This is a genomic window from Nocardioides sp. JS614 (genome assembly GCF_000015265.1).
Lineage (GTDB): Bacteria > Actinomycetota > Actinomycetes > Propionibacteriales > Nocardioidaceae > Nocardioides.
Window position 1 is genome coordinate 2,482,042 of the sequence record NC_008699.1, and the last position, 20,306, is coordinate 2,502,347.

Consider the following 20,306-nt stretch of genomic DNA (forward strand, 5'->3'; position numbering starts at 1 on the left):
GCTAGCGGCGTGGCTGGCAGGACGGGCACCAGTAGGCGATTCGCTCGCGCCCCGGCTGACCGAGCTGGTCGTGCACGATCGTCGTGCCGCACCGCAGGCAGCGCTCGCCGGAGCGCCCGTAGACCCAGAGGCTGCGGCCCCGGCGCTTGTCGCCGGTGGTGCAGATCTGGGCCTGGTGGCGGTTCTGGTCGAGCATCGAGCGCGCCAGCCGGACCATCCGGAGCGGGTCGGCGACCACGGCGAGCGGGTCGCGCGGGTCGTAGCCGGTGAGGAAGCACAGCTCGCTGCGGTAGATCGTCCCGATCCCGGCGAGGTTGCGCTGGTCCAGCAGGGCCTCGCCGAGCGGTCGGGTCGGGTCGGCGGTGAGCCGGCGGACCGCCTCCTCGGCGTCCCAGTCCGGGCCGAGCAGGTCCGGACCCAGGTGCCCGACGACCTCGTCCTCACGCTCGCGGGGCAGCAGGTCCACCACGCCGAGCTGGAAGCCGACGGCGCTGCGGCCGCCGACGTCGAGCACCACCCGGGCCAGGTGGGCGGGCTTGGTCCAGCGCTCGCCGGCGCGGTAGACGCGCCACGAACCCTCCATCTTCAGGTGGGTGTGCAGCGTCCAGTCCTCGGCCCCGTGGTCGGAGTGGGTGTTGATCCGGGTGAGCAGGTGCTTGCCGCGGGAGACGGTCTCGAGGACCGTGCCGCCCGAGAGGTCGGTGGTGGCGTGCTGCGGGACGCGGAGGTCGGTGCGCACCAGCCGCTGCCCGTCGAGCGCCCGGCGCAGGCGCTCGGCGGTGCGCCACACGGCGTCGCCCTCAGGCACCGGCGGCCGCCCGCAGCCGCAGCCCCTTCGGGGTCGCGACGAACCCGGCGGCCTGGAGCGCCGCGCGCAGCGGTGTCGAACCGGAGCCGAGCAGCTGCTCGCCGTCGGCGCGCTCGACCGTCATCCGGCCCAACGACCCGCGCCGGGCGGCCTCGGCGAGCGAGGCGGTGGCCGGGCCGAGCCGGTCGGGCTCGTCGGACCAGGTGAGCAGGGTGCGGCCGCCGCGTTCGACGTACAGCGTGAGGACGCCGTCGACGAGCACCACCATCGCGCCCGCCTTGCGTCCGGGGCGGTGGCCGCTCGTCTCCGGCCAGGGCAGCGCGGCACCGTAGGGGTTGGCCGGGTCGGTCGCGGCGAGCGCCGCCGCGGTCGGCTTGGCCTCCGCCGCCACCTCCGAGAACGTGCGCAGCCGGTCGACGGCTCCGGCGGTGCCGAACTGGGCGGCGCCGAGCCCGGCGACGAAGTAGCCGCGGCGACAGCGCCCGGAGTCCTCGAAGGCGGAGAGCACCTTGTAGACCGCCGCGAAGCCGCCTGGGACCCGCTCGCTGACCACCGCCCCGCGGGTCACCACTCCGTGGCGATCGAGCAGCCGCTCCGCGGTCGCGTGGGCGCGCCGGGTGGTGTCGGTGTCGAGCGCGGGCAGCAGCGCCCAGCGGCCGGCAGTCTCCGGCGGTCCGGAGCGCGAGGGGCGGCCGGCCCGCGGCGCCGGCCGGCGGGTGCGGTGGGCGGGGGTGCCGGAGCGGGTCAGGGCGCGCAGCGGCGTGAGCGTGTCGTTGCTGATCCGGCCCGCCCACACGAGGTCCCAGAGCGCCGCCGAGAGCGCGGCGTCGTTGGTGGAGCCGACCGCGTCGGAGAGCTGGCGGAAGAACCAGGCGCCGCCCGGGGCCAGGGCGTCGAGGACGGCCTGGTGCGCTTCACTGTGCTCGAACGGCTGCGGCTCCGGCAGCGTGAGGTGCGCCTGGTCCGCGAGGTGCAACGACACCCAGCCGTCGGACCCCGGCAACGCGGCGTGGCCGGCCCAGAGGACCTCGCCGGAGGCGGTCAGCTCGTCGAGGTACGACGGCTCGTAGTCGCTCACCCGGGCGGCGAGCACCAGCGGCTCCAGCGCGGAGGCGGGTAGGGCGCAGCCGGCGAGCTGGTCGACCACGGCGAGGACCCCGTCCACCCCGCGCCGCGCCCCTCGGCTGGTCGAGCCCGTCGCGACGCGCTGCCATGCGGCCAGGAACCGGCCCAGCGCCTCCGGCTCCACCGGCTCGATCTCCTGACGCAGCCGGGCCAGCGAGCGCCGGCGGAGCCGGCGCAGCACCTCGGCGTCGCACCACTCGGTGCCGCTCCCGGAGGGCCGGAACTCCCCGTCGAGCACCCGGCCCTGGGCGGCCAGCCGCTGCAGTGTGTGCCGGACCACCGCCGCTCCGAGACCCAGGCGGGCCGCGACCTGCTCGGTCGTGAACGGACCGTGGCTACGGGCGTAGCGCGACACCAGGTCGCCGAGCGGGTCCTCGACCGGGTCGGTGAACACGTCGGGGGTGCCCGGCGGCACCGGCACGCCCAGGCCGTCGCGGAGCCGGCCGACGTCCTCCACCACCGCCCAGCGCTCCGCGCCGGCCATCCGGACCTGGACCACGCGCCGGGCCCGGCCGAGCGCTTCCAGCCACTCGCCGACGTCGGCGCCGGCAACGCATCGGGCGGCCACCTCGTCGGTGCCGAGAGGGCCGATCAGGCGGACCAGGTCCACGACGCCCTCCGGGTCGCGGGCCCGGCGATCGGGGGCGAGCCGCTGGAGCTCGGCCTCGACCTCTGCGAGCACCTCCGGGTCGAGCAGCTCGCGCAGCTCGGCGCGACCCAGCAGCTCGGCGAGCAGGCCCTGGTCGAGGGCGAGGGCGGCCGCCCGGCGCTCGGCGATGGGCGAGTCGCCCTCGTACATGAACTGCGCGACGTAGCCGAACAGCAGGCTGCGGGCGAACGGCGAGGGCTGGTGGGTCGCGACGTCGACGACCTGGACCTCGCGCCGGTCGACCCCCCGCATCAGCGCGAGCAGGCTGGGGAGGTCGTAGACGTCCTGGAGGCACTCGCGCACGGCCTCGAGCACGATCGGGAAGGAGGGGTACTTCGCAGCGACCTCGAGCAGCGCGGCGGAGCGCTGCCGCTGCTGCCAGAGCGGGGAGCGCCGGCCGGGGTCGCGGCGGGGGAGCAGCAGGGCCCGGGCGGCGCACTCGCGGAACCGGGACGCGAACAGCGCGGAGCCGCCGACCTCGGTGGTGACGATCCCCTCGACCTCGTCGGGGTCGAAGACGATCACGTCGCCGCCGGGTGGCTCGGACTCGGTGTCGGGGATGCGGATCACGATGCCGTCGTCGGAGGCCACGGCCTGACCGTCGACGCCGTACCGCTCCCGCAGCCGGGCGTTGATGGCCAACGCCCAGGGCGCGTGCACCGGGGTGCCGTAAGGGGAGTGGACGACCAGGCGCCAGTCGCCGAGCTCGTCGCGGAACCGCTCGACCACCAGGGTGCGGTCGCTGGGCAGCACGTTGGTGGACTCGAGCTGCTCGTGCAGGTAGGTGAGCAGGTTGCCGGCGGCGTACTCGTCGAGCCCGTCGCGGACCGCGCGCGCCGTCGCCCGGTCGCGGGGCAGGGCGGCCAGCTCGCGGGTGAAGGCGCCGATCGCGGCCCCGAGCTCGGCCGGCCGGCCGAGCGTGTCGCCCTTCCAGAACGGGAGCCGGCCGGGGACGCCCGGCGCAGGCGTGACCAGCACCCGGTCGTGGGTGATGTCCTCGATCCGCCAGCTGGTCGCGCCCAGGGCGAACACGTCGCCGACCCGGGACTCGTAGACCATCTCCTCGTCGAGCTCGCCGACCCGACGGCCGGGTCCCGTGCCTCCGACGAGGAACACGCCGAACAGCCCGCGGTCGGGGATGGTGCCGCCGCTGGTGACGGCCAGGCGCTGGGCGCCGGGGCGACCGGTGAGGGTGCCGGTGACGCGGTCCCACACGATGCGCGGGCGCAGCTCGGCGAACTCGTCGGAGGGGTAGCGGCCGGCGAGGAGGTCGAGGGTCGCGTCGTAGGCGCTGCGCGGGAGCTGGGTGAACGGAGCGCTGCGGCGGACCAGCTCGAACAGCTCGTCGGCCGGCCAGGCGTCGAGGGCGGTGGCCGCGACGACCTGCTGGGCCAGCACGTCGAGCGGGTTCGTCGGGACGCGCAGGGACTCGATCGCGCCGGTGCGCATCCGCTCGACGGCGACGGCGGTCTGCGCGAGGTCGCCGCGGTGCTTGGGGAACAGCACGCCGCGAGAGACCTCGCCGACCTGGTGGCCGGCCCGGCCGACGCGCTGGAGCGCGCTGGCGACGCTCGGGGGGCTCTCGATCTGGATCACCAGGTCGACCGCACCCATGTCGATGCCGAGCTCGAGGCTGCTGGTCGCGACCACGCAGGGCAACCGGCCGCGCTTGAGGTCGTCCTCGATCAGCGCGCGCTGCTCCTTGGACACCGAGCCGTGGTGGGCCTTGGCGATCACGGTGGTGCCCGGGTCGCCGGTCGAGCTCGTCGAGATCCCGGACTGGGCCATGATCGCCGCGGGCGGTCCTCCGCTGGTCGAGGTGCGAGCGGAGCGGGCCTCGAGACCGGCGTCTGCCGCGCGCTCGGTCGCGATCTCGTTGAGCCGGGCGGTGAGCCGCTCGGCGAGCCGGCGGGAGTTGGCGAAGACGATCGTGGAGCGGTGCTGCTGGACCAGGTCGGCGACCCGCTCCTCGACGTGCGGCCAGATCGACTGGGCGCGCTGCGGGTCGTCGGTGTCCTCGTCGTACTCCGCGGGAGCGGTCATGTCCTCGACGGGCACGACGACGCGCAGGTCCCACTGCTTCTCACTCGGCGGGGCGACGATCTCGACCGGGGCGGTGCCGCCGAGGAACCGGGCCACCTCCTCGAGCGGGCGCACGGTCGCGCTGAGGCCGATCCGCTGGGCGGGCCGCTCGAGCAGTGCGTCGAGCCGCTCGAGGCTCACCGCGAGGTGGGCGCCGCGTTTCCCGCCGGCGACGGCGTGCACCTCGTCGACGATCACGGTCTCGACGCCGCGCAGCGACTCCCGCGCCTGGCTGGTGAGCATCAGGAACAGCGACTCGGGGGTGGTGATCAAGATGTCCGGGGGAGCCGTGGTCAGCTTGCGGCGGTCGGCGGCCGGGGTGTCGCCGGAGCGGACGCCCACCCGGACCTCGGGGACCGTCGTGCCGAGCCGCTCGGCGGTGTGCCGGATGCCGGTGAGCGGTGCCCGCAGGTTGCGCTCGACGTCCACGCCCAAGGCCTTCAGCGGGGAGATGTAGAGCACCCGGCAGCGGTGCCGCTTGTCCTCGGGCGGCGGGGTGGTCATCAGCCGGTCGAGGCTCCACAGGAACGCACTGAGCGTCTTGCCCGAGCCGGTGGGTGCCACGACCAGCGCATGCCGGTCGGCGCCGATCGCCGCCCAGGCCCCCTCCTGGGCCGGGGTCGGCGTCGCGAACGCCGCGCCGAACCAGGTGCGGGTCGGCTCGCTGAACCGTTCGAGAGCGCTCACCCGCCCATCCTCGCCCACGGCACCGACAGTCGGGGCCCGGCTACTGGGCCGGGAGGGGCAGCTCCGGGGCGGCCGGCTCGCCGGCGTGCGGCATCGGCACGGGTCTGGCCGACATCCCCGGCGCGAATCGCAGCCGATCCGAGTGTTCTGCCGAAGTCGCCGGTGTCAGCGGATTCCCGTGTCGCAGCCGATGTCGACCTTCGAGTAGGCGCCGACTCTGACTTGTGCGTGCGCCGGGTCGCACGACATGCCGGCGTCAGCGGTCACGACGTAGGCGCCGGGTGCCACGGCGATTCGGTAGGTGCCATCCGTTTCGGTGGTCGTGCGCGCGACCACGTTGTCGCCGGAACTGGAGTCACCGGGGAGCTCCGTGGTCACCGTGATCCTCGCGCCGGCCGCCGGCTTGTCGGCGCACTGGTCGTCCTCGGTCTGGACAGGGCACTGCGGCCCGAGGTGGACCAGGCCGGCGATCCCCGAGTCGTCGCGGCTCGCGCCCGGGCTGCCCTGGTCGCCGCAACCGGCGAGAAACGAGACGGCCACCGCCATGGTGAGCAGTCCACGTACGCGCATGTTGGTGAGACGTTCGAGCCCGTACCGGCGTTCCACGATTCCAGAGGTGCCCGTGACGGCAGCGCCGGCGTACTCGCCCGGCTCCCGGTCCTGGTGCTTGTGCCGAGCCACCTCGAACCACCGGCCCTGGGTCGATCTGGGCCAAGTGGGTCACGCTGATATGTCCCCTCAGCGGCGCCGCCGGCAGAGGTAGCAGACACGCGGTCAACATCCGCAACGTGGCGCAACTAGGGTTCCGATCTGTCTGAGGGATCGCGGAGGGAGGCTTGACCGGGCGGTCAATCAAGGCGCATCCTGGTGGTGGACGATCCGCCTGAGTAGCGACGGGTCCGAGGGGTGAAAGTGAGGAACCACTGATGCAGATGTGGACACGATGGCAAGCCTGGGCGGCGTTCGTGGCTGGCGCCTGCGCAGCGTTGTCACCGCTTTTCATCGAGATGGACGACGCGGCAACCTGGACGATGGTGGTCCTCGGTGTCGTGACGGCGGCGGTCGCGCTGGGGTCGATGGCGATGTCGGAGGACCGGGTGACCGGGTATGCGTTGGTGCTCATGGGTGTGCTGTTCGTCGGGTCCCCTTGGGTGATGGACGTCGCCAGCACCGACAACGACATGGCCGTGACGGCGTGGATCGTCGGTGCGGTCACGGTGGTGGCCGGGCTGTTGAGCCTGCCCGGGATCGAGCAGAGGATGCACCACAGGCTGATCCCGCACTAGGGGCGGCTCAGGTCAACGGCGACGGGCAGGCCGTCGATCGCGGCCTGCCCGTCCTTTCGTCCTGTCCGTCCGCCGACCTTCCGGAGTACTGATGGCAGCTGATGACAGCCGCACCCGCATCCTCGACGCGGCCGAGGAGCTCTTCGCCGAGGACGGCTTCGACGCGACGCCGACCGCCCGCGTGGCCGATGCCGCCAAGGTGCCCAAGGGACTGGTCTTCTACTACTTCCCACGCAAGATCGACCTGCTGCTGACGCTGTTGCAGGAGCGGCTTCCGGTGCCGACGACGGAGGTAGTCAGAGGTGTCGTACGGCGAGGTGATCCCGCCGGGTCGCTGGTGGCCCTGCATCGCAGGATCGGGCTGGACAACCACGACTCGCTGGTGTTGCGTACGATCATCTTCCGCGAGAGCGGCACCCATCCGCAGGTGCGTGACCACCTTCGTCGCTTACGGCATTCGCTTGTCGAGCTCACCGAGTCCGCGCTGGACCAAGCCGTCGAGTGGACGTTGGCGAACACCCTCCGCCGCCAGGCCGCGGAGACGTTCGTCTCCGTGATGCTCGACCACGCCAACGCGCGCAGGGCGGGTGGGGTGCCGCCGGACGTGCAGGGCGCGGCGGCCGTCGTGGCGTTGGCGCTGAAGGCTCCCAAGCTCGCGTGAGCACGGCAGGTGCGGGCGGGCGGCTGGCACTGGAGCGTCGGCCAGAAGCCCTGGTGCCGACCTCGACCCGCTGCTTGACGGCGCGACCGAGGTCGCCCAGCGCGCCGTCGTCGCCGATCAGGCCGCGGTCGCGCATCCGGTATCTCCCCGCAGCGCGACTGCGAAGTTCGGACGCATCCACCGAGTGGCCGAGTCCCCGCGCATCGGCACGGTCATCGCCCGCTCAGAACCCCACCGCCGCGGTCGGCGCGAGATCGGTGCGCATGGCCCGCCACAGCTCGCGCACCGCGCCGGGCCGCTGCTCCTGCACCAGGCCCGCCCGGTGCCGGGCGAGCAGGTTCCCACCGCCGAGGTACGCCGAGCCCAGCGCCGCGACATCCAGCCGTAGGTCCGGGTCCCCGGACGCGCGCTCCACGACGGCCTCGCCCGAGGCATCCGCGCGGATCCGCCACCTGCCCTCGTTCCAGGGCGCCGCGGTGTCGGTGACCTCGACCACGACGTCGCACGCCGCGCTCCACCCGCGGGCCTGCAGCGCGGCCGGCAGGTCGACGAGGCGCACCCACAGGCCGTCGTACGTCCCCACGTCCGCGGCCGACCGGGGTCCACCCAGCCACGAGAGCAGCGGGTCCTCGACGCCGACGCTGCCGACCTTCACGGTCGCGATCAGGTCCAGGTCGACCAGCCGCCTCAGCAGCGCCAGGCGTGCTGCCGGCTCGCCGACGACCGTCCACACCTCCACCTCCCCGGCCGGCCGCGCCTTCTCCCACTTCTCGGTGCGCCGGAACGCCGCGAACCCGACGTCCACGCCGTCGCGCAGCGCGAACAGCACCCGCCACGGCTCCTTGCCGCGCAGGTGCTCGGGCAGCTGCAGGCACACCTGGTGGTAGTAGCCGGGCTCGCCGACGACCGTGCCCAGCTCGGCGTGGGCGAGGTGGCAGGCTCGCAGCCGCGCCGGTACGTCGGGCTCCGAGGCCGGGACCATCCGGGTGGTGAGCGCGGCCGCGGGCGCCTCGAGGCCGGGCGCGGACAGCGCCGTACCCCGCCCGAGCCGCACCTCCAGCTCCAGCGACGCCAGGCCGTAGCCGTGCCGCCCGTAGATCGCCGGCTCGCTCGCGTGCAGGGCCGAGAGGTGCAGGCCCTCGGCCCGCACCTGCTCGAAGTGGTGGCGCAGCATCGCCGTGAGGACGCCGCGACGCCGGTGGTCGGGGTGCACGCCCACCCAGGTCAGGCCCGCGCACGGCACCTGCCGGGCCCCGGCATCGGGGCCGGGGATCGACAGGGTGAGAGGGAAGACGCCGTAGATCCCGGGATACGTCGCCGGGTCCGCGCCGTCCAGGTCGACGGCGAAGCGCTGCTCGGGCGCGAGCCCGGTCAGCTGCACCTCCGTCGGCGCGCTCGGCACCTCGGCGAACCAGACCGTGTGGTCGGTGGCGAGGTACCGCTCGGCGTCGGTGGCGCGATCCACCTTGATCGGGTCGGGGCTCATGTCCCCAGCAAACCCTCGGCACGGTGGCAGGAACAACCGGTTTGACTACCCTCGTGTCCCGTGACCGGGCCGCACCAGCTCTCGCAGGCGGACGCGCGGCGGGTCGCCGTCCGCGCGCAGCTGCTGGACGCCGAGCGACCGGCCGACCTGACGACGGTGCTACGCCATCTCACGGTGCTGCAGCACGACCCGATCAGCGCCATCGCGCCCAGCGCCGACCTGGTGCTGTGGAGCCGGCTCGGGCCGGCGTACGACCCCGGTGAGCTGCGCGACGCCGTGGACGAGCAGCGGGTGATCGACCTGCACGGCCTGCTGCGCCCGGCCGAGGACATCGCACTGTTCCGCGCAGAGATGGCGCGCTGGCCCGGCAGCGGGGACCTGCGGGACTGGCAGGTGCAGCGGGTCGCCTGGGTCGAGGCGAACGCGGCCTGCCGGCTGGACCTGCTCGAGCGGCTGCGCGCGGACGGGCCGCTGCCGATCCGCGAGCTGCCCGACACCTGCGAGGTGCCGTGGGGGAGCAGCGGCTGGACGAACAACAAGAACGTCCAGCGATTGCTGGGGTTCATGGTGCAACGCGGCGAGGTCGCCAGCGCCGGTGGCTGGGGCAAGGACCGGCTCTGGGACCTCGCCGAGCGGGTCTACCCCGACGACCCGGTGCCACCGGCCGACGAGGCGGACCTCCTGCTCCGCGAGCGGCGGCTGCGGTCGCTGGGGATCGCGCGGGTGCGGGTGGCAGAGGTTCCCGGTGAGCCGTACGACGTCGGCGACGTCGGGGAGCCGGCGGTCGTCGACGGTGTCAAGGGGGAGTGGCGGGTCGACCCGCACTACCTCGACGGCGCCCCGTTCGCCGGCCGGGCCGCATTGCTCTCGCCGTTCGACCGGCTCGTCGCCGACCGCAAGCGGCTGGCGGAGCTGTTCGACTACGAGTACCTGCTCGAGATGTACAAGCCCGCCGCCAAGCGCCGCTGGGGCTACTACGCGCTGCCCGTCCTGTACGGCGACCGCCTGATCGGCAAGCTGGACGCGACCGCGGATCGCGCCGCAGGGGTGCTGCGGGTGACGGCGCTCCACGAGGACCAGCCGTTCGCGCCCGAGATCCGCGCCGCGGTCGAGGCCGAGATCGACGATCTCGCGCGCTGGCTCGACCTCGAGATCGAGCGCGGTTAGGAGTCGAGCACCGCGTCCAGCTCGACCTCGACCTTCCAGCGCGGGTCGAGCAGGCCGGCCACGACGACCATGGTCGAGGCGGGCTGCACGTCGCCGAACACCTCCCCGTGCACGGCGCCGATCGCGTCCCCGTCCGCGGCGGAGACGACGTACTGCCGGGTGCGCACCACGTCGCCGACCGACCCGCCGAGCTCGGTCAACGCAGCCAGGCAGATCTCCCAGCAGCGGCGGGCCTGGACGGCGGGGTCGGGGTCGACCGAGCCGTCCGGCCACACCGGCGCGGTGCCGCTGACCGCAACGACCGAGCCGACGCGGACCGCGCGGCTGAAGCCGATGGAGGACTCGAAGGGCGATCCGGAGCGGGCCGAGGTGCGGGTCATGGCCGCAGCCTAGGACGGGCGCGAGGTCAGTCGTCCCGGCACTGGCCCGCCGGGTCCGCGGACCCGGCGGCCGGGTCGAGGAGGCCGGTGGCCCGGGAGCGTCCCAGGTTCCACTCCAGCCAGTCGTCGTCGGCGGGCTCCCGGCCGGCCAGCGCGCAGACCCGGTCGGCGGGATCGACCCGCGCCAGCGCGGGGACGGCATCGTCCGAGAGACCGCGCAGGTAGGTCCAGTCCACCCGCCCGGTCTCGGCGTACCGGTCCAGGTTGTGCTCGGCGATCCAGGCGTCCGGGTTCAGTGCCGCCAGCGCCAGCAGCGCCACCGCGCCGCTGAGCGGTGCGAACCGCGGCAGCCACCGCGCTCGCAGCACGGTGCCGGAGGCCAGGACGGCCAGCACCAGGATCCCGAGCCAGCCCTCGAAGACGTCGACGAGCAGCCGCCCGCGGGCGGTAGCTGCCCGCACAGCTGTAGCCCACCAGCGCGCCGGCCCGCTCGGCCACCAGGAGGTGGTCGCCGGGTTCGGTGCTGGCCAGGCGGGCCGTCCAGTGGTCCGGCCCGGGCGGCTCCGTGGCGAACGTGGAGATCCCGTGACGGACCTCCTCGTCGTAGATCGCGGCGATCCCGGGCAGGTCCGCCACGGTTGCCGCCCGGATCGTCGCCCCCGTGCTGGCGCCAGTCATGGCGCCATCTTCGCGGAGCCTGGCCGGAACCGGTGCCCAGGTGTGGCTGCCGGCTGGTTGGATTGCCCCATGAGCAGCGACACGTCCCGGGACGGCGCGATCGTCCCCGACACCAAGGACTGGACCTGGGTCCTGGACCGGGCCTGCCCCGAGTGCGGCTTCGAGGCCTCGCGGGTCACCGTCGACCGGCTCGCCGAGGTCGTCCGCGACAACGCGACGACGTGGGAGGCGGTGCTGACCCTCGACGACGCGACCGTTCGCCCGGACCCGGCGACCTGGTCGGCGCTCGAGTACGCCTGCCACGTCCGCGACGTGCACCGCCTCTTCGATGTCCGGCTCGGGCTGATGCTCGACGAGACCGACCCGCAGTTCGCCAACTGGGACCAGGACGAGACCGCGATCGCCGAGCGGTACGCCGAGCAGGACCCGGCCACGGTCGCCACCGACCTGCTCGACGCGGCGGAGGTCGTCGCGGCGCGCTACGAGGCGGTGCCGCCCGACGCGTGGAGCCGGCGCGGCTTCCGCAGCGACGGCAGCGCGTTCACCGTCGAGAGCCTGGGCCGCTACCACCTGCACGACATCGTCCATCACGCGTGGGACGTGCGGGCGCTTGCCGCCCGGGCAACCGTCGAGGCCTACGACGCGCACGCCGCGTCCTACCGCGACGGGACGAACGACGTCTCGGCCGAGACCGCCGCGCAGGTCGCCGACCTCGTGGCCACGCTGGGGCCGGGCGCCCGCGTGCTCGAGATCGGCAGCGGGGGCGGACGCGACGCGGTGGTGCTCGAGCAGGCGGGCTTGTCCGTGCGCCGCACCGACATCACCCCGGCCTTCGTCGACCTGCTGCGCGAGGCCGGTCACGAGGCCGATCTGCTCGACCCGCTCGTGGACGACCTGGCCGACCCGCGTGCCCCGAGGAGGCCGTACGACGGCGTCTGGGCGAGCGCCAGCCTGCTCCACGTCGACCGGGCCGACCTGCCGGCGGTGCTGCACCGCTTGGCCGCGGCCACGCGTCCTGGGGGCGCGCTCCTGCTGTGGCTGAAGGAGGGTGACGGTGAGGCGTGGTCCACCCACGGCTTCGTCGGCGCCCCCCGCCACTTCGTCTACTGGCGCGAGGCCCCGCTGCGCGCCGCGTTGGAGGGCGCGGGCTGGACCGTCGACCGGGTCGACCACAGCGTGAGCAGCCGCACCGGCGAGCCGTGGCTGGACGTGCGGGCGACGCGGGCGTGAGGAACCCATGAGACACACCGAGTTCTGGTCCCGACTGGACGACGCACTGGGGCCGGCGTACTCCCGATCCTGGGCCGACATGTACGTGATGGCCGAGCTCGGCGGCCGGACCGCCGCGCAGGCGCTGGCCGCGGGCGTGCCGCCCAAGCAGGTCTGGGCGGCGGTCTGGAGCGCGCTCGAGCTGCCGGCGAGCAAGCGGTGATCGAGTGGTGAGCGTCCGTGCCCTGCCCGACGTCGCGGAGGTGCAGCGGCGCACGATGCGCACGCTGGTCGCCGCGCAGGCGGTCGGCGCCATCGGCATCACCATCGGCATCGCGACGGCCTCGCTGCTCGCGCGGGACATCTCCGGGTCGGAGAGCCAGGCCGGCCTCGCCCAGACCTTCCAGGTGCTCGGCGCGGCGGTCGCGGCCTACCTGCTGGCGCGGCTGATGTCGGTGCGCGGCCGGCGGGTCGGCCTGGTGACCGGCTACCTCCTCGGCGCCGCCGGCGCGCTGCTCGCCGTACTGGCCGGCGTGGTGGACTCGATGCTGGTGCTGCTCGTGGGCGCGGTGCTGCTCGGCTCGACGACCGCCGCGAACAGCAGCGCCCGGTACGCCGCGACCGACCTCGCCGAGGACGCCCACAAGGGCCGGGCGCTCTCCACGGTGGTGTGGGCGACGACCATCGGCGCGGTCGCCGGCCCCAACCTGACGGGACCGGCGGGCGCCCTGGCGGGCTGGCTCGGCATTCCCGAGCTCACCGGGCCGTTCGCACTCGGCAGCCTCGGCATGCTCGGGGCCGCGTTGATCACGTTCCTGATGCTGCGGCCCGACCCGCTGCTCACGGCCCGGGAGGTGGCCGGGGTCGCTCCCCAGGCGCCCGGCGGGACCGGCTGGGGGCGCGCCGTCGCCGCCGCCCGGGAGCGCCCGGTGATCGCCTTCGCCGTCCTGGCCATGGCCTGCTCGCACGCCGCGATGGTCGCGGTGATGGTGATGACGCCGCTGCACATGGAGCACGGGCACGCGGAGCTGCGGGTGATCGGCATCGTGATCAGCGTCCACGTGCTCGGCATGTTCGCGTTCTCCCCGCTGGTCGGCATGCTCGCCGACCGCACCGGCCGGCCGGCCGTCCTGCTCGAGGGCGCGGCGCTCCTGCTCGCGTCGCTGGTGCTCTCCGCCCGCGCGCCCGAGGGCAGCTCCTGGCAGATCTTCGTCGGGCTGTTCCTGCTCGGGCTGGGCTGGTCGTTCGCGACCGTCGCCGCCTCGACCCTGATCGCGCAGCACGCGCCGCTCGACGCGCTCACCGACGTCCAGGGTGCGGCCGACCTGGTGATGGGGCTGACCGCCGCCGGGGCCGGCGCCCTGGCCGGCGTCGTGGTCGGCGCCTGGGGCTACCCGGAGCTCGCGATCTCCGCGATCGGCCTGGTCGCGTTGGTCGCCGTCGGCGGTCTGGGCGCCCGCGCGTCCACCCGGCCTGGCAGGGTGGACGCATGACCGTCGCGGACGTCGCCGTGATCGGCGGCACCGGCTTCTACTCCTTCCTCGGCGCCGCCGGGGAGGAGGTCGAGGAGCACGTCGTGGACACGCCGTACGGTGCGCCCTCGGCCCCGGTCTCGGTCGGCACTGTCGCCGACCGCCGGGTGGCGTTCCTGCCCCGGCACGGCCGGCACCATGAGTACCCACCTCACCGGATCCCCTACCGCGCCAACCTCTGGGCGCTGCGCTCGCTCGGTGTGCGCCAGGTGCTGGCGCCGTGCGCGGTGGGCGGCCTGAGCCCGGAGGTGGCGCCCGGGGACGTCGTGGTGCCCGACCAGCTCGTCGACCGCACCCAGGGGCGGGTGTCGAGCTATGTCGAGACCGGTGCGGTGCACCTGCCGTTCGCCGACCCGTACTGCCCGGGGGTCTCGGCCGCGCTGCTGGCCGCGGCGCCCGACGCCCGCGTCGGGGGAGCGATGGTGGTGATCGAGGGGCCGCGCTTCTCCACCCGAGCCGAGTCGCGCCACTACGCCGAGCAGGGCTGGGCGCTGATCAACATGACCGGGGCACCCGAGGCGGCGCTCGCCCGCGAGCTGCGGCTGTGCTACGCCACGATCGCGCTGGTCACGGACATGGACGCCGGCGCCGAGAGCGGGGCGGGGGTCAGCCAGGAGGAGGTGTTCGCGCTGTTCCGCGCGAACCTCGGCCGGCTCGAGGGGGTCCTGACCCGGGCCGTCGCCGGGCTGCCGGACCCCGAGGGCTGCACGTGCTCGTCGTGGGCCGACGGCATCGATCTGACCTACCTCTGAGGAGGGCGGAGGTCCGGACGACACGCCGCCCCTCCTGCCGACGTCGAACAGGTGTTCGGGCTAGGTTGGGTCCACAGGTACGACGCGGAGCGAGGTCGTCCACAGCTTCGGCGGTGCTGATCAGGGCACTGTCGGTGGCTCGCTCTAGCGTCGCCGATGTGCCTGGACCACGACGAGAGAAGAGGAAGCAGCAGATGGCTGGAGGAGACCGCGAGAAGGCCCTGGACGCCGCACTCGCCAACATCGAGAAGCAGTTCGGCAAGGGTTCGGTCATGCGCCTCGGTGACGAGGTCCGGGCCCCGCTCGAGATCATCCCGAGCGGCTCGATCGCCCTCGACGTCGCACTCGGCCTGGGCGGCTTCCCGCGCGGTCGCGTCGTGGAGATCTACGGCCCGGAGTCCTCGGGCAAGACGACCGTCGCCCTGCACGCGGTGGCCAACGCCCAGCGCGCCGGCGGCATCGTGGCGTTCATCGACGCCGAGCACGCCCTCGACCCCGACTACGCGAAGAACCTCGGCGTCGACACCGACGCGTTGCTGGTCTCCCAGCCCGACTCCGGTGAGCAGGCGCTCGAGATCGCGGACATGCTGATCCGTTCCGGTGCGCTCGACCTGATCGTGATCGACTCGGTCGCCGCGCTGGTGCCCCGGGCCGAGATCGAGGGCGAGATGGGCGACAGTCACGTCGGCCTCCAGGCCCGCCTGATGAGCCAGGCGCTGCGGAAGATGACCGGTGCGCTCAACAACTCCAAGACCACGATGATCTTCATCAACCAGCTGCGCGAGAAGATCGGCGTGATGTTCGGCTCGCCCGAGACCACCACCGGCGGCAAGGCACTGAAGTTCTACGCCTCGGTCCGCCTCGACGTGCGCCGCATCGAGACGCTCAAGGACGGCACCGACATGGTCGGCAACCGGACCCGCGTCAAGGTCGTGAAGAACAAGGTGGCCCCGCCGTTCAAGCAGGCCGAGTTCGACATCATGTACGGCAAGGGCATCAGCCGCGAGGGTGGCCTGATCGACGTCGGCGTCGAGGCGGGCCTGGTTCGCAAGGCCGGTGCCTGGTACACCTACGAGGGCGACCAGCTCGGCCAGGGCAAGGAGAACGCTCGCGCCTTCCTGCGCGACAACCCCGACCTGGCCAACGAGCTCGAGAAGAAGATCCTCGAGAAGCTCGGCGTCGGGCCGACCGTCGACCAGGACGTGGCCGAGCTGCCGGCGGAGCCGATCGGTGTCGGCGACTTCTGAGTCCCGACAGCTGCCGCCCTGGCTCGGTGATGTCGCGGCCGGGGTCGACGCGTGGACCCGACGTGCGTCGGCCCCGCCCGACCCGGTTGCCGACGGGCCCGACGCCGACCCCGAGGCGGTGGCCCGCAAGATCCTGCTCGACCAGCTCACCGGGCAGGCCCGCAGCCGCAAGGAGCTGAGCGACAAGCTCGCCTCGCGCAACGTGCCCGACGAGGTCGCCAGCCGGCTCCTCGACCGGTTCGAGGAGGTCGGCCTGGTCGACGACCGCGCCTTCGCCCGGGCCTGGGTGCAGTCCCGTCAGCCCAACAAGGGCCTCGCCCGACGGGCGCTGGCCCAGGAGCTGCGCCGCAAGGGCGTCGCCGACGAGGTGGCGCGCGAGGCTCTCGACGAGGTGGACCCGGCCGACGAGGAGGCGGCCGCCCGGGCGCTGGTGCGCAAGAAGCTGCGCTCCCTGGCCCGGGTTGACGAGACAACCGCGACCCGGCGGCTCGTGGGCCTGTTGGCCCGCAAGGGCTACGGATCCGGCCTGGCGTTCGCGGTAGTGCGCGACGAGCTGGCCTCGGCTGGGCAAGAATGCCCAGGTGGCGAGTGAGCGCGAGGTCCTGACGTACGAGCTGTTCGGCATCGCGGTGCGAGAGCTGGCCCAGCAGGTCGTCGACTCCGGCTACGAGCCCGACCTGGTGCTCTCGATCGCCCGCGGCGGTCTCGGCCTCGGGATGGGGCTGGGCTACGCGCTGGACGTGAAGAACCTCTCCGCGATCAACGTCGAGTTCTACACCGGGGTGGACGAGCGGCTGGAGCTCCCCGTGGTGCTGCCGCCGACCCCCGACGCCGTCGACCTGGCGGGTCTCAGGGTGCTGATCGCCGACGACGTCGCCGACACCGGCCGGACGTTGGAGATCGTCCGCGACTTCTGCGCGGACCACGTCGCCGAGGCGCGGATCGCGGTGATCTACGAGAAGCCCTGGACGCTCGTGCGCCCCGACTACGTCTGGCGCCGCACCGAGTCGTGGATCGACTTCCCGTGGTCGGCCGAGCCGCCGCTGACCCGGCGCCCGGCAGGTGCCTCGTGAACGGCCACCGGGTGGTCGTCCACGACCGTGGCCGCGACCTCACCGGCGTGGTCCACGACGGCGAGGCCTGGGCGGCGGCCGCCAGGCGTACGGTCGCGAGCCTGCACGCCGACCCGGTGCCGGTGGACCTCTCCGGGGAGGTGAAGCAGTTCGCGGTCGACCACGACAACCGGGTCGCGGTGCGGGCGATGACCCGTGGGGACCTGCCGGACGTGACGCGCTGGCGCCAGAGCGAGCACGTCCGGCGCTGGTGGGCCGCCGAGGGCGACCCGACGCCGGAGCGGATCGAGGCCCGCTACGGACCCTGCATCGACGGGATGCGGCCGACCCGGATGTGGGTGGCCGAGGTCAACGGCCGCTCGGTGGGGTTCGTCCAGGACTACCGGATCGGCGACTACCCCGACTACGCCGTCCTCGGCCCGGACCCGGACGCCGTCGGGGTCGACTACGCGCTGTGCGAGGAGTGGAGCGGGCGCGGCTTCGGCGCCCGCGTGCTCTGGGCGTGGATGACCCGCGCCCGGCAGCGGTTCCCGGCGGCGACGACGTACTTCGCCGCCCCCGACCACCGCAACGCCGCCTCGTTGCGGATGCTCGCCAAGGCCGGCTTCACCGAGGGGTTGTGGTTCGACGAGCCGAAGGAGGACGGATCCGTCGACACGGTCGTGGGCTGCAGCCTCGACGTCCCGCGGGTCCTGGGATGATGCCTCGATGACCGCCCACGCCCAGCCCATCCCGCGCGGCCCCGTCGACCTGGCCGCGCTCCGCACCGACCGCACCGCCGGGGTGAAGGGCGGCAAGACGGCCGGCAAGCAGGCGCTGGTCGACCTCGGGCCGGAGCTCTCCGACCTCCAGGAACGGCTGTTCGCCCAGGGCCGCAAGGGCTCCCCGCGCCGGGTGCTCCTGGTCCTCCAGGGCATGGACACCTCCGGCAAGGGCGGCATCCTGCGGCACACCGTCGGCCTGGTCGACCCGCAGGGCGTCCGGATCACGTCGTTCAAGGCGCCGACGGACGAGGAGCGCGCGCACGACTTCCTGTGGCGGATCCGCAAGGCGCTGCCGGGGCCCGGCCTGATCGGCGTCTTCGACCGCTCCCACTACGAGGACGTGCTCGTCCCGCGGGTGCACGGGCTGGTCGAGCCCGAGGAGATCGAGCGCCGCTACGAGGTGATCAACGACTTCGAGCGTGGGCTGGTCGAGGAGGGGACGACGATCCTCAAGTGCCTGCTGCACATCTCGCCCGAGGAGCAGAAGAAGCGCCTGCTCGCCCGGCTGGCCCAGCCGACCAAGCACTGGAAGTACAACCCCCACGACGTCGACGAGCGCGCGCGCTGGGCCGACTACCGCAGCGCCTACGAGGCGGCGATCGAGCACACCAACACCGAGGTCGCGCCGTGGCACCTGGTGCCCAGCGACGCGAAGTGGTACCGCAACCTCGCCATCGGGCAGCTGCTCCTGGAGACGCTGCGCGGACTCGACCTCGCCTGGCCGGCGGCGGACTTCGACGTGGCGGCCGAGCGGGACCGGCTGCTGCACGAGGACCCCGAGGGCCCGGTCTCGTGATCCCCTCCGTCGCCGTGACCCGCTACGTGACGCCACTGCGGGAGGGCGGCAGCCTGCCGGGCATCGTCGAGGGCGACGACCTCGGCACCTACGTGTGCAAGTTCCGCGGTGCCGGGCAGGGCGTGCGGGTGCTGGTGGCCGAGGTGATCGTCGGCGAGCTGGCCCGCCGGATCGGCCTGCGCACGCCCGAGCTGGTGGCGCTCGACCTCGACCCGGAGATCGCCCGCTACGAGGCCGACGAGGAGGTCCAGGACCTGCTCAACGCGAGCCCGGGGCTCAACCTCGGCGTGGACTTCCTGCCCGGCGCGTTCGGCTTCGACGGGGAGGTCCCGACGGACGCAGGGGTCGCCGGCAAGGTGTTGTGGCTCGATGCGTTCACCGCCAACGTCGACCGCTCCTGGCGCAACCCCAACCTGCTGGTCTGGCACGGCGACCTGTGGGTGATCGACCATGGCGCGGCGCTGTACTTCCACCACGCCTGGCCCGGCGGCTCCTTGACCAAGGACGGCGCGGCGGCCCGGTTCGCCGCCCAGCCGTGGAGCCCGGACGACCACGTCCTCCTGGGGTTCGCGAGCGAGCTGCCGGCCGCCGACGACGAGGTCCGCGCCCGGCTCGCGCCCGACGTGTTCGCCGAGGTGCTGGCCGCGGTCCCCGACGCCTGGCTCGAGCCGGTTCCGGGCGCCGACGGCCCCGACGCGCTCCGGGCGGCGTACGTCGACTTCCTGTCCGCGCGGCTCGCCGCCCGGCAGTGGCTGCCGGAGGTGTCGGCCCGATGACCGCCGTGACCCCCCGGCTCTCCTACCAGTACGTCGTCCTGCGCTGCGTGCCCCGCGTGGACCGCGAGGAGTTCGTCAACGTCGGCGTCGTGCTCTACTGCGAGGCCACCGGCTTCCTCCAGGGCGCCTGGCACGTCGACCGGGAGCGGCTCCGCGCGTTCGCGCCGGGCCTGGACCTCGACCAGGTCTGCGACGCGCTGGAGTTCGTCGAAGGGGTGTGCGCGGGGGACGAGCGCGCCGGTGCCGTGGCCGGACAGCCCCTGGGCCAGCGCTTCGGCTTCCTGAAGGCGCCGCGCAGCACCGTCCTCCAGCCCGGCCCGGTCCACGGCGGGCTGACCCGCGACCCCGCACGCCAGCTCGAGCGCCTGGTCGAGCAGCTGGTCTCCTAGCTCAGACGGGCACCAGCTCGACCGCGCCGACGGCGTACCGCGCCAGCACGGTGCGGGCCAGCTCCGGGTGGGCGCCGAGCGGCTGGGACACCGCGATCGCGCCCGCCTCCAGGGCCAGCTCGGCGGCGCGGTCCGGCAGGAAGCCCGGGGCGAGGAAGAGCGAGGCCACGGCGATGTGGCGCCGCCCCTCGCCGCGGAAAGCGCGCACCGCCTCGCCGGTGGTCGGGGGGGAGGCCGAGGCGAACGCGGCGGTCACGGGCAGCTTGTGGCGCGAGCCCCACACACGGGCGAGCCGGGCGACGGACTGGTTGGCGAGCGGGTCGCTCGAGCCGGCCGCGGCGAGCACCAGGGCGTCGAGCTCGCGGGCCCGAGCCGCGCGCAGCGCCTCGCGCATGCGCACGTCCAGCACCTCGAGGAACCGCGCCTCGAGCCCGAGGATCGAGGTCGCGCGGACCTGCAGGCCCGGGTGCCGCTCGGCCGCCTCGGCGACGGCGCTTGGCACGTCGACCTTGGCGTGGAACGCCTCCGTGAGCAGCAGCGGGACGACCACGATCTCGTCGAAGCCCGCCTTCACGAGGCGGTCCACGACGGTCGTGAACGACGGTCGGGAGAGCTCGAGGAACGCCGGCTCGATGCGCAGGTCCGGGCGCAGCGCCCGGACCTCGTCGACCAGGGCCTTGATCGTGGCGGCAGACCGCGGGTCACGACTGCCGTGAGCGAGGGCCACCAGAGCAGGAGCAGCCATCACGCCGCCTCCTT

General features: G+C 73.8%; 21 protein-coding genes. 14 read left to right on the forward strand and 7 right to left on the reverse strand.

Annotated features, from left to right (window positions below; all coding sequences use genetic code 11):
• Position 1: 1 nt before the first annotated feature.
• The 3 genes from NOCA_RS13250 to NOCA_RS13260 form a co-directional block, all read right to left on the reverse strand.
• Positions 2-808, reverse strand: a complete 807-nt coding sequence (locus NOCA_RS13250) for a DNA-formamidopyrimidine glycosylase family protein (RefSeq protein ID WP_011755775.1) — start codon at positions 806-808, stop codon at positions 2-4.
• A complete protein-coding gene (locus tag NOCA_RS13255) occupies positions 801-5,351 on the reverse strand; it encodes an ATP-dependent helicase (protein WP_011755776.1) in 4,551 nt (1,516 codons plus the stop codon). Before NOCA_RS13255 ends, NOCA_RS13250 begins: the two co-directional genes overlap by 8 nt.
• Before the next feature lie 165 nt (positions 5,352-5,516).
• On the reverse strand, positions 5,517-6,032 hold the full coding sequence (locus NOCA_RS13260) for a carboxypeptidase-like regulatory domain-containing protein (RefSeq protein WP_011755777.1): 516 nt from the start codon (positions 6,030-6,032) through the stop codon (positions 5,517-5,519).
• A 251-nt stretch (positions 6,033-6,283) separates the two neighbouring features.
• Between NOCA_RS13260 and NOCA_RS13265 the strand changes: the two genes are divergently transcribed.
• Both NOCA_RS13265 and NOCA_RS13270 read left to right on the forward strand, forming a co-directional pair.
• Positions 6,284-6,637 carry an SPW repeat domain-containing protein gene (locus NOCA_RS13265; protein ID WP_443189696.1) on the forward strand — a complete coding sequence of 118 codons (354 nt, stop codon included), beginning with the start codon at positions 6,284-6,286 and terminating at the stop codon, positions 6,635-6,637.
• 91 nt (positions 6,638-6,728) lie between these two features.
• Positions 6,729-7,298, forward strand: a complete 570-nt coding sequence (locus NOCA_RS13270; protein ID WP_011755779.1) for a TetR/AcrR family transcriptional regulator — start codon at positions 6,729-6,731, stop codon at positions 7,296-7,298.
• Between the two features lie 223 nt (positions 7,299-7,521).
• Here NOCA_RS13270 and NOCA_RS13275 read toward each other — a convergent pair whose 3' ends face one another.
• Positions 7,522-8,784 carry a GNAT family N-acetyltransferase gene (locus NOCA_RS13275; protein ID WP_011755780.1) on the reverse strand — a complete coding sequence of 421 codons (1,263 nt, stop codon included), beginning with the start codon at positions 8,782-8,784 and terminating at the stop codon, positions 7,522-7,524.
• A gap of 60 nt (positions 8,785-8,844) precedes the next feature.
• Here NOCA_RS13275 and NOCA_RS13280 point away from each other — a divergent pair, with 60 nt between their 5' ends.
• Positions 8,845-9,951: a DNA glycosylase AlkZ-like family protein gene (locus NOCA_RS13280; RefSeq protein WP_011755781.1), complete on the forward strand. Its 1,107-nt coding sequence runs from the start codon at positions 8,845-8,847 to the stop codon at positions 9,949-9,951.
• On the opposite strand, the gene NOCA_RS13285 is transcribed toward NOCA_RS13280, so the two are convergent.
• Both NOCA_RS13285 and NOCA_RS13290 read right to left on the reverse strand, forming a co-directional pair.
• Positions 9,948-10,331, reverse strand: a complete 384-nt coding sequence (locus NOCA_RS13285) for a RidA family protein (RefSeq protein ID WP_011755782.1) — start codon at positions 10,329-10,331, stop codon at positions 9,948-9,950. The genes NOCA_RS13280 and NOCA_RS13285 overlap by 4 nt on opposite strands.
• A gap of 26 nt (positions 10,332-10,357) precedes the next feature.
• The gene (locus NOCA_RS13290; RefSeq protein WP_011755783.1) at positions 10,358-10,792 is read right to left on the reverse strand and encodes a DUF4153 domain-containing protein; all 435 of its coding nucleotides are present in this window, start codon (positions 10,790-10,792) and stop codon (positions 10,358-10,360) included.
• Between the two features lie 286 nt (positions 10,793-11,078).
• Between NOCA_RS13290 and NOCA_RS13295 the strand changes: the two genes are divergently transcribed.
• The 11 genes from NOCA_RS13295 to NOCA_RS13345 all read left to right on the forward strand — a co-directional run bounded on the left by NOCA_RS13295 (position 11,079) and on the right by NOCA_RS13345 (position 19,547).
• On the forward strand, positions 11,079-12,239 hold the full coding sequence (locus NOCA_RS13295) for a methyltransferase domain-containing protein (RefSeq protein ID WP_041546535.1): 1,161 nt from the start codon (positions 11,079-11,081) through the stop codon (positions 12,237-12,239).
• Positions 12,240-12,246: 7 nt separating this feature from the next.
• Positions 12,247-12,441: a DUF3046 domain-containing protein gene (locus tag NOCA_RS13300; protein ID WP_011755785.1), complete on the forward strand. Its 195-nt coding sequence runs from the start codon at positions 12,247-12,249 to the stop codon at positions 12,439-12,441.
• Positions 12,442-12,448: 7 nt separating this feature from the next.
• Complete coding sequence (locus NOCA_RS13305; RefSeq protein ID WP_041546536.1) at positions 12,449-13,711, forward strand: MFS transporter; 1,263 nt, start codon at positions 12,449-12,451, stop codon at positions 13,709-13,711.
• A complete protein-coding gene (locus NOCA_RS13310; RefSeq protein WP_011755787.1) occupies positions 13,708-14,502 on the forward strand; it encodes an S-methyl-5'-thioadenosine phosphorylase in 795 nt (264 codons plus the stop codon). Before NOCA_RS13305 ends, NOCA_RS13310 begins: the two co-directional genes overlap by 4 nt.
• Positions 14,503-14,696: 194 nt before the next feature.
• Entirely contained in the window at positions 14,697-15,749 is a 1,053-nt protein-coding gene (gene recA / locus NOCA_RS13315; RefSeq protein WP_011755788.1) for a recombinase RecA, read from the forward strand.
• A complete protein-coding gene (locus NOCA_RS13320; protein ID WP_011755789.1) occupies positions 15,733-16,341 on the forward strand; it encodes a regulatory protein RecX in 609 nt (202 codons plus the stop codon). Before recA ends, NOCA_RS13320 begins: the two co-directional genes overlap by 17 nt.
• Positions 16,331-16,822, forward strand: a complete 492-nt coding sequence (locus NOCA_RS13325) for a phosphoribosyltransferase (protein ID WP_011755790.1) — start codon at positions 16,331-16,333, stop codon at positions 16,820-16,822. The genes NOCA_RS13320 and NOCA_RS13325 overlap by 11 nt, the downstream gene beginning before the upstream one ends.
• Complete coding sequence (locus NOCA_RS13330) at positions 16,819-17,523, forward strand: GNAT family N-acetyltransferase (protein WP_011755791.1); 705 nt, start codon at positions 16,819-16,821, stop codon at positions 17,521-17,523. Before NOCA_RS13325 ends, NOCA_RS13330 begins: the two co-directional genes overlap by 4 nt.
• A 7-nt stretch (positions 17,524-17,530) precedes the next feature.
• The gene (locus NOCA_RS13335; RefSeq protein ID WP_011755792.1) at positions 17,531-18,382 is read left to right on the forward strand and encodes a PPK2 family polyphosphate kinase; all 852 of its coding nucleotides are present in this window, start codon (positions 17,531-17,533) and stop codon (positions 18,380-18,382) included.
• The gene (locus NOCA_RS13340) at positions 18,379-19,158 is read left to right on the forward strand and encodes a HipA family kinase (RefSeq protein WP_011755793.1); all 780 of its coding nucleotides are present in this window, start codon (positions 18,379-18,381) and stop codon (positions 19,156-19,158) included. Before NOCA_RS13335 ends, NOCA_RS13340 begins: the two co-directional genes overlap by 4 nt.
• Entirely contained in the window at positions 19,155-19,547 is a 393-nt protein-coding gene (locus NOCA_RS13345) for a DUF3037 domain-containing protein (RefSeq protein ID WP_011755794.1), read from the forward strand. The genes NOCA_RS13340 and NOCA_RS13345 overlap by 4 nt, the downstream gene beginning before the upstream one ends.
• Position 19,548: 1 nt before the next feature.
• On the opposite strand, the gene NOCA_RS13350 is transcribed toward NOCA_RS13345, so the two are convergent.
• The gene (locus tag NOCA_RS13350; protein ID WP_011755795.1) at positions 19,549-20,292 is read right to left on the reverse strand and encodes a sirohydrochlorin chelatase; all 744 of its coding nucleotides are present in this window, start codon (positions 20,290-20,292) and stop codon (positions 19,549-19,551) included.
• Positions 20,293-20,306 lie beyond the last annotated feature (14 nt).

What these genes read in the sequence shown, in the direction of transcription:
- NOCA_RS13335 (WP_011755792.1), top strand. Translation starts at nt 17,531, where the DNA reads ATGACCGCCCACGCCCAGCCCATCCCGCGCGGCCCCGTCGACCTGGCC.
- NOCA_RS13270 (WP_011755779.1), top strand. Translation starts at nt 6,729, where the DNA reads ATGGCAGCTGATGACAGCCGCACCCGCATCCTCGACGCGGCCGAGGAG.
- recA (WP_011755788.1), top strand. Translation starts at nt 14,697, where the DNA reads ATGGCTGGAGGAGACCGCGAGAAGGCCCTGGACGCCGCACTCGCCAAC.
- NOCA_RS13350 (WP_011755795.1), bottom strand. Translation starts at nt 20,292, where the DNA reads ATGGCTGCTCCTGCTCTGGTGGCCCTCGCTCACGGCAGTCGTGACCCG.
- NOCA_RS13265 (WP_443189696.1), top strand. Translation starts at nt 6,284, where the DNA reads ATGTGGACACGATGGCAAGCCTGGGCGGCGTTCGTGGCTGGCGCCTGC.
- NOCA_RS13275 (WP_011755780.1), bottom strand. Translation starts at nt 8,784, where the DNA reads ATGAGCCCCGACCCGATCAAGGTGGATCGCGCCACCGACGCCGAGCGG.
- NOCA_RS13285 (WP_011755782.1), bottom strand. Translation starts at nt 10,331, where the DNA reads ATGACCCGCACCTCGGCCCGCTCCGGATCGCCCTTCGAGTCCTCCATC.
- NOCA_RS13300 (WP_011755785.1), top strand. Translation starts at nt 12,247, where the DNA reads ATGAGACACACCGAGTTCTGGTCCCGACTGGACGACGCACTGGGGCCG.
- NOCA_RS13310 (WP_011755787.1), top strand. Translation starts at nt 13,708, where the DNA reads ATGACCGTCGCGGACGTCGCCGTGATCGGCGGCACCGGCTTCTACTCC.
- NOCA_RS13345 (WP_011755794.1), top strand. Translation starts at nt 19,155, where the DNA reads ATGACCGCCGTGACCCCCCGGCTCTCCTACCAGTACGTCGTCCTGCGC.
- NOCA_RS13295 (WP_041546535.1), top strand. Translation starts at nt 11,079, where the DNA reads ATGAGCAGCGACACGTCCCGGGACGGCGCGATCGTCCCCGACACCAAG.